The 8,053-nt window shown below is 60.9% G+C and carries 5 protein-coding genes; 2 read left to right on the forward strand and 3 right to left on the reverse strand.

Annotated elements, in window-relative coordinates; genetic code table 11:
• Positions 1-3: 3 nt before the first annotated feature.
• Complete coding sequence (gene mutL / locus P3T22_RS23245; protein WP_429326246.1) at positions 4-2,058, reverse strand: DNA mismatch repair endonuclease MutL; 2,055 nt, start codon at positions 2,056-2,058, stop codon at positions 4-6.
• 172 nt (positions 2,059-2,230) lie between these two features.
• On the opposite strand from mutL, the gene P3T22_RS23250 reads away from it, so the two are divergent.
• The gene (locus P3T22_RS23250) at positions 2,231-2,893 is read left to right on the forward strand and encodes a VTT domain-containing protein (RefSeq protein ID WP_063494844.1); all 663 of its coding nucleotides are present in this window, start codon (positions 2,231-2,233) and stop codon (positions 2,891-2,893) included.
• A gap of 182 nt (positions 2,894-3,075) precedes the next feature.
• Here P3T22_RS23250 and P3T22_RS23255 read toward each other — a convergent pair whose 3' ends face one another.
• Positions 3,076-3,891, reverse strand: coding sequence for a mechanosensitive ion channel family protein (locus P3T22_RS23255; RefSeq protein ID WP_063494845.1), 816 nt, complete (start codon positions 3,889-3,891; stop codon positions 3,076-3,078).
• Between the two features lie 306 nt (positions 3,892-4,197).
• The gene (locus tag P3T22_RS23260) at positions 4,198-4,569 is read right to left on the reverse strand and encodes a hypothetical protein (protein ID WP_429326247.1); all 372 of its coding nucleotides are present in this window, start codon (positions 4,567-4,569) and stop codon (positions 4,198-4,200) included.
• Positions 4,570-5,886: 1,317 nt separating this feature from the next.
• Between P3T22_RS23260 and P3T22_RS23265 the strand changes: the two genes are divergently transcribed.
• Positions 5,887-8,053, forward strand: a 2,167-nt coding sequence (locus P3T22_RS23265) for a hypothetical protein (RefSeq protein ID WP_429326248.1), incomplete at its 3' end; no start/stop codon positions are given.

The following is an 8,053-nucleotide window of genomic DNA, read 5'->3' on the forward strand; positions in this document are numbered from 1 at the left end:
CCGTCATTGCCCACGCATGAACAGCCGATCGAGATCGGACAGCGTCAATTGGTACCACGTCGGGCGCCCGTGGTTGCATTGGTCGGCGCGTTCGGTCGCCTCCATCTGACGCAGCAGCGCGTTCATTTCATCGAGCGTCAAACGCCGGTTCGCGCGCACCGCGTGATGGCATGCGAGCGTGCCGAGCAACTCGTGCTGACGCTCGGTCAACACGCGAGAACCGCCGAACGCATGCAGGTCGGAGAGGACCGCGCGTGCCAGCGCCTGCAGATCGGCGTCTTTCAGCAACGCGGGCACGGCGCGGATCGCGAGCGTAGTCGGCGACAGCACAGCGAGATCGAAACCGAGCGCGTCCAGTGTGTCGCGCTCTTCTTCGACCGTGCCGATTTCGATCGGATCGGCCTGCATCGTTTGCGGGATCAGCAGCGGCTGCACCGCAATCGTGCGATCGGCGAGAGCATTCTTGAACTGCTCGTACAGGATGCGCTCGTGCGCGGCGTGCATGTCGACGATCACGAGTCCGTGCGCGTTCTGCGCAAGCACATAGATGCCGTGGATCTGGCCGAGCGCGAAGCCGAGCGGTTGCTCGTCTGAGGCATTGAACCCAGGCGCTGCGTAGGGCGCTGAAGTGTTGTACGGGGGCGGCGCTTCTGCCGCCGAGTCGCGCGCTTCGAGCAACGTCGCGCCTTCCGTTGTGCCGGTGGTCGTGTCTCTACGGCCGAACAGCGCGTCGTAGAACGCCAGCGGTTGCGCAACCGGCAGCGTGCCCTGCGTCATGCGAGCCTGACGCATCCAGGTATTGCCGGGCTGCGAGGAGCCGAATCCGCTGCCCATTCCGCTGCCTATTCCACCACCGAGGCCGCCTGCGCCACTCCCGAAGCCACCACCGCTTCCAGCGCCCGCACCGCCCAGCGGCGTAGCGCCGAATGAAGCGGGGCCGCCCGGCGGCGACGCTTCCAGATGCGCGGCATGCCCACCAGCGGTCGTTTCCGGCGACGCGCCCGCGTGCCGCGCCAACGCACGCTGCACGGCATGAAACACGAACTGGTGAATCGAACGGGAATCGCGAAACCGTACTTCGATTTTGGACGGATGCACGTTCACATCGACCGCTTCCGGCGGCAGGTCGAGAAACAGCACGTAGGACGGATAGCGGTCGCCGTGCAGCACGTCTTCGTAGGCGGCGCGCACGGCGTGCGTGAGCAGCTTGTCGCGCACGAACCGGCCATTGACGAAGAAATACTGCTGATCCGCGCGTCCGCGGCTCGCGGTCGGCAAGCCGGCGCAGCCGTAGACGGCAAGCGGTCCGGCGGATTCGTCGAGCGGCAAATGTGCAGTCGCAAAGGTCTCGCCAAGAATCTTCGCGACCCGCGCGGGCGGCTCGCTGGCGTTCCAGTGTTCGACCGCCTTACCGTTATGCAGGACAGAAATCGCCACATCCGGCCGCGCCAGCGCAGCGCGGCGAATCTGCTCAAGGCAGTGGCCGAGTTCGGTCTGCTCGCTTTTCAGGAATTTGCGGCGCGCGGGTGTGTTGAAGTACAGCTCGCGGACTTCGATCGTGGTGCCCTGGGTGCCGGCGGCGGGACTCAATACGCCGGTATGCGCGTCGACGCGAACGGCATGCGGCGCGTCAGCGGTGCGGCTCGTGATGGCCATCTGCGCAACCGACGCAATCGACGCCAGCGCCTCGCCGCGAAACCCTAGCGTGGCGACCGCTTCCAGTTCGGCGAGCGAGCGGATCTTGCTGGTCGCGTGACGCATCAGCGCGAGCGCGAGTTCGTTTTCGGGGATGCCGCAGCCGTCGTCGGTGATCGAGATGCGTTTGACGCCGCCTTCGTCGAGCAGGATGCGCAGCGTCTGCGCGCCGGCGTCGAGCGCATTTTCCAGCAATTCCTTGACCACTGAGGCTGGCCGCTCGACCACTTCGCCGGCGGCAATCTGGCTGATCAGCTGATCGGGAAGGGGCTGGATCGCCCGTAACGGGCGTAGGACGGGCGCGGCGGCGGAAATTGCGGCCGCGTCGGCGGTGCCGGCAGGCGTTTCGGAGAATTCTGACATGGCGAAATTATAGCGATTCGGCGCGAGCAGATTTTTAATCGCAACGGGGCACTTTCGGTATCATGACGCGGTCAATTTCCGGCAGCGAGCACGCGCTCGCTGCGCATCGCCTGCAAGGCCGCTGACGCGGCCGTTCCCGCTACGTTCACATTCGCTTAATAAAGGACGCTTTTTGGACACGTTGCTACACTTCGTCAACCTTGTCTTGCATATCGACAAGTTTCTGGGCGACTTCATTCACGTGTATGGCACCTGGGTCTACGCGGTGCTGTTTCTTATCGTGTTCTGCGAAACCGGGCTGGTCGTTCTGCCCTTTCTGCCGGGCGATTCCCTCCTGTTCATCGGCGGCGCCTTCTGCGCGAGCGGCGAAATGAATCTCGGCCTGCTGATCGTGCTGCTGCTTGTTGCGGCGGTCGCCGGCAATACGGTTAACTATATGATTGGGCGGGCCATCGGGCCACGGGTGTTCAATTCGCACATTCCTTTCCTTGAGCGCTTCCTCGATCGCGCCGCGCTGCAGAAGACCCATAACTTCTATGAAAAGCATGGCGGCAAGACAATCGTGCTGGCGCGTTTCATTCCGGTGGTGCGCACCTTCGCGCCGTTCGTTGCCGGTGCCTCGGAGATGACGGTGAGCCGGTTCCAGTTGTTTAACATCCTCGGTGCGCTGTTTTGGGTGTTGCTGCTGGTATTGCTCGGCTACTTCTTCGGCAACATTCCGTTCATCCGTCAATATCTGAATGTGATCGTGCTGGTGGGTATCGGCGCGGCCGTGGTGCCGGTGGTGCTTGGCGCGCTGTGGAAAGTGATGCGTAAGAACGCCGCGGCCAAGTAGGGTAGCCGCTAACGCTTCACGTAGTACGAAGCTGGATGAACAAACGGCGTCGCGAATCTCGCGACGCCGTTTTCGTTTGGTGCGGCTTGGTTACGGGTAGCTTGTACCGCTGGCGCAGCGCAAAGACGCTTTATCTTGGCAAGCGTCAGCCTCAGTTCAGACCTGCTAAGCCATGCTCTTGATCAACTGCTGACTATACGCGGCGCAAGCGGTGTTTCCGGTGTTGGATAGCCTGCGTCCTTGAAGGTCTGGATGATTGCGCGGTTGGTGTCGAAGTAGACCTGCCAATAATGATCGGTGTGCGTGTAGGGCCGCACGCACAGCAACGGTCCTTCGGGCGTGAAGCTCAGCACTTCGATATCCGGTGAGGGACTCTCGACCACGTTCGGAATCTGCGTAACGGCCGCCTTCAACCGGTTCATCGCATCCGTAGGATCGACGCCGTTCGCAATCTTCGCGGTCAGCTCGACGCGCCGCACGGGCAAAGCGCTGTAGTTCGAGATTGTGTCCGAAAAGATCTTGTTGTTGCCGACGATGGTCGTCACATTGTCGGGCGTCACGATGGTTGTGCCGAACAGCCCCAGTTCCGAGACCGTGCCCGTGACGCCGCCCGCCATGACAAAATCGCCCACCTTGAACGGCCGCAGCACCTGCATGAAGATGCCCGCCGCGAAGTGGGCTAGCAAGCCGCCCCATGCAGTGCCGATTGCAAGACCGAGGCCGGCGAGCAACGCGGCGAACGAGGTAGTCTGAACGCCGAACACTTGCAAGATCGCGAGGATCAGCAGCAGGTTCAGCAGCGCGCCGAGAATCGAACCGAGGTAGTGAGCGAGTGTTGGATCGACTCGGCCGTTTTTCGCCAGCAGTTTGCGAAGCAGGCCGGTGATCAAGCCAATGACCCAGCGGCCGACGACCCACAATACGATTGCGCCGAGTACCTTGGTGCCGAGGTCGATGCCTCGGGTCATGATGAACACGCGTACGGTTTCGAGATCCAAGATATTCCTCGCTGGTTAAGCTGCCTTCGACTGATTGAACGGCGGGAGTGCAATACAGCGGCAAATGCCCGACGACGGGCGTAAGCGATAACCCTCAATCTTCGGAAGTTATACGCGACGGCACGCGCATACGCAAGGTCCGTTCCTGTTGATGCGGATTGCGTGACGGGAGAAAACCGATGGTGTGCTGCGGCGCTGAGGAGGGCCGTAATGTGCCTTATACCAGGGGCGTAGGCGCCTGGTAGCACATGCTGCTCGTGTCGTGCATTTGTCGCAGGCGAAATCTCGTGCCTGGACCGCGTGGGGCTACATCGGCAGACGTGACTCGGAATACGGGGACGTGCGAATGACCAATGTGTTCTTGTTCGTTTTGGTGGCGCGTGCGCGATCTGCCACGTACTGCCACGCCAACGCGGCAATGGCGGCCAGCACATACGCGCTGGCGCGTTCGAAGAACGCGGTCGGTGTGCTGAATGTGCCATAGCGGGTCTGCGCATCGGCGAACACGAGAAAGGTCAGCGCGGCATCGAACAGCAAGGCGGCTAAAGCCAGCGCGACGAAAATGTGCGCACCGTTGAGCGCCGCGCCGGGTGCAAGCCGGTTGCACAGATGACACACGATCAGCACGATAGCCAGCAAAGCAAGGTTCGAGACGAGGCCGAACAGAAAATTGGTCATGTTGACGGGATGAAAGTGCGGGAATCTGCAGTGTTGCCAAAGCGTCTGCTCACGCAACGTTGCAGCGTGATTCGCAGAACCGGCGGCGATCATTGCACGTCTTTCCGTCTCAATAAATATCAATGTTCGGAGTCCGTTGTATCTGTTCATTAGCGAAGAGGCGTGATGTAAGAGGGACCTCATGGTTGAGTGAGGTATTACGAGTTGCGCTGTCAGAATGTTTTGTGCTCTTGTGAAAGACTGAGACGACGCTGACGAGCCGTTGCGTCTGCACAACGGCGCTGCTACCACGATCGAATTTGTGACGAACTTCGAGCCTCGACCGCTCACGCCAGCTCGCATGAAGCCAACCGAACGGTTTGCGTTGCATGACGTACGGGGCTATCGGCGCAGTGTGCGGGACCTTTGATGTTCTTCTCGGAATGACGCAGAAGTTGTGTCCCGTACGCTGTTGAGACGTGCCCCGATTGAATGGGCACTCACGGCGAATAGCAAACGTTTTCCAATGAAAGAGTAGGTGCGCCGTTATTTCGAACGGCAAACGTTTGCTAATAAAAGAGTAGGTGTGTCGTTATTTCGAATAGCAAACGTTTGCCAATAAAAGAGTAGAGAAAATTTCCCCGCATGGAGGCCATTCTCGACAGATTAGATTCGGTGTCATGGTGTGAGTGAAATAGCACCAAAATCAACTTCGCGGGGTACGTCAGGCTGTTTTGTGAAGTTCATCGTTCTTAGAAAAACTGATACGCACGGTAAAGTTTTATGAGAAAAGCTCTGGTATCCTCTCGACCTGTCAGCGCGGACCTAAAACCTAAGCGCGAAAAAAAACATGCCAATCAAAAATACGGGGAGGTTCCCATCGTGAAGATGGTGGAACTGATTCATTTCATATCGGGGCTGGCCTGCTCGGGCTCGCCGCGTCGCCGCACCAGAACATACTTTCGCGCCTGCATGTCGGGACCGCTCGCAGGATTGCTCTGAGAGATGCGCGCGCAATGAGTGCCCTGTGTTCATTCCCGATCTCCGGCACCAACTCATGCAAAGTGGACTGTTCGGCAACGTTTGCGCGCCTGAAATCGTGGCGTCAATGGCTGTCGAAACAAAGCCGGATATCAGGTGTTGTCTTGCCGCAGGGACATCTCCTAAAGCGTTGCGAGTTTCATTGGCGGACCCACTGGTACGGTCGTTCACCCCCCTCGGGTTGTCATCGACGCGATACCTGAACCCATATCAACTTCAATGTGGTAGCCCGCACCGGAAGCGAATATCCGGCCTGTAGCGGCATGAGCTATTACGATTTCTTCGGAGAGCAAGACAGTGAGCATTAAGAATTCAACGGTACAGCCGGTCAAGAAGCTTGGTGGCAATCAGGGCGTAAAGAAAACTGACGCGAATCATACTGTTGCAGTTGCATCGAATGACGCTGTCATTGCTAACCATTTGAATCCGCTGGACCCGCAGCATAAGCATGCGAATAAGGCGCGGGGCCACGAGACGGGCGACAAAGTCGAACACGACGCGAGTGCCCACAAGGGCGAAGGGGTGACGTCGCACGACACGGATGGTGGCGCGGTTCAAGCGGCCAACACCGGCACCGCGACGACTGACACCTCGACGGGTGGCGTGAGCGATGCCAGCAGTTCGGCCGGCGACGCGAGCGGGAGCACGGATGTCGGCGGCACAACGGACGGCAGTTCGGAGGCGGGCGCGGCAACGGCGCCGGCTGCTTCGAGTGGCGTGCCGACCAGCGTATGGTTGGGCTTGCTCGGTGCTGCGCTGGTCGGCGGCGTGGCGGCCGCCGCTGCTGGCGGTGGTGGTGGCGGCGGTAGCAGTAGCGGCAGCAGCTCTCCCGCCGCCACGCCTGGCACCAAGGTTGCCGGCGAGGTGGCGGATGGTCTGATCAAGGGCGCGCACATCTATATCGACGTGAACGGCGACGGTATTCCGGTCGCCGCCGGCGATACCGGTGTGGTGACGGATGCGAACGGCAATTTCAGTCTGACCACCACCCTGAAGGGCGCGATCATCGCGGTGGGCGGTGTCAACATCGATACGGGTCTGCCGAACACGATCACGCTGACGGCCCCGCAAGGATCGACGGTCGTCAATCCGCTGACGACGCTGGTTCAGGCGTATGCGGCTCAGCACAGCGTGTCGGTCGCACAAGCCGAGGCGGTGATCGCGAAAGGGCTCGGCATTCCGGCCGGTGTCTCGCTGACGACCTACGACCCGTTGACGGCGGCCGCCAACGATCCGACCGCGCTGGCGGTACAGAAAATCGCGGCGCAGATTGCCACGCTCCTGACCGTCACGGTGAACTCCGCGGCGGGCAGTACTTCGCCGACGGCGCAGGCTTCAATGGTGACTGCGCTTACCAACGCGGTCGCGAACGCGGGGCAGACCCCGATCGACCTGGCCAGCGGCACGGTACTGAGCACGATCAATAGCAACGCCGGCGATCCGCTGAATACGGCTGAACTGACCACTACGACGATCAGCAACACGGCGATCGGGCAGGCAACGACGCTGAACCCGAATTCGGCGCACTCGGTTGCGGGGGCGCAGAGCGCCACGCTGACGACGCTGACGGAAACGGTGGCGGGCGCGCAGGCACTCGTCGCGAAAGACCCGACTGCGAAATACAACCTGTCGGACACAGCGGCCAACCTGGCAGGGGCGCCGGCGGGCCTGGCCGGCAATGTGGTCAATGTCACCGCGACGACAGCGGCGACGGTGGCGCAAGCCACGGCGATTCATGCGTTCGCCAATAGCGGCACGCAGGCCTATACGATTAGCGATACTGCGGCGCATATCCTGGCGGGTGGCGCGGCGGTTACGGCGGCGGGCTCGGTGATCACGACCGACGCGTTCGTGTCGGCGGGTAGCGCGACGGCCTTGTATGCACTGAACGTGCACACGACGATCAAGGCGATTCACGATACGGCGGCTAATTTGCTGCTTTCGGCCAATCATAGTGCGGTTGCATCGTCGCCGGCGGTGACGGTGACTGACAGCTTTGTGTCGGTGGCTAATGCGGATGCGCTGCATGCGTTGAATGCGGCGACGGTGATTGGGGCGGTGCATGATACGGCTGCGGCGCTGCTCGCGGCGATCGGGCACGCTGATCTTGGCTTGACGGGTGTGACTAGTCTGGCGACGACGGATGCGACGGCGGTCACGCTGAGCGTGGCCAATGCCGATACGCTGCTGACCCATCATGTGACGATCACGAATGGCTACGGCTTGGCCGACACGGCGGCCAATCTGCTGGCGGCGCTCGATCCCGATCAATCGGTGACCAACTCGCAGTTTAACGGCTCGGCGAGCACCACCAATGCAACGGCCGTCACGCTGAGCGTGGCCGATGCCGATTTGCTGCTCGACCATAACGTGGTGATCACGCACGGCTACAACCTGTCGGATTCGGAATCGTCGCTGCTGACGGCGATCCAGAACAACGACATCGCGGTCACCTCGATTGGCA

The organism is Paraburkholderia sp. GAS348, assembly GCF_050434205.1.
Classification (GTDB): Bacteria; Pseudomonadota; Gammaproteobacteria; order Burkholderiales; family Burkholderiaceae; genus Paraburkholderia.

Coding starts and splice junctions, on each gene's coding strand:
- mutL (WP_429326246.1), bottom strand. CDS start 2,058: ATGTCAGAATTCTCCGAAACGCCTGCCGGCACCGCCGACGCGGCCGCA.
- P3T22_RS23260 (WP_429326247.1), bottom strand. CDS start 4,569: ATGACCAATTTTCTGTTCGGCCTCGTCTCGAACCTTGCTTTGCTGGCT.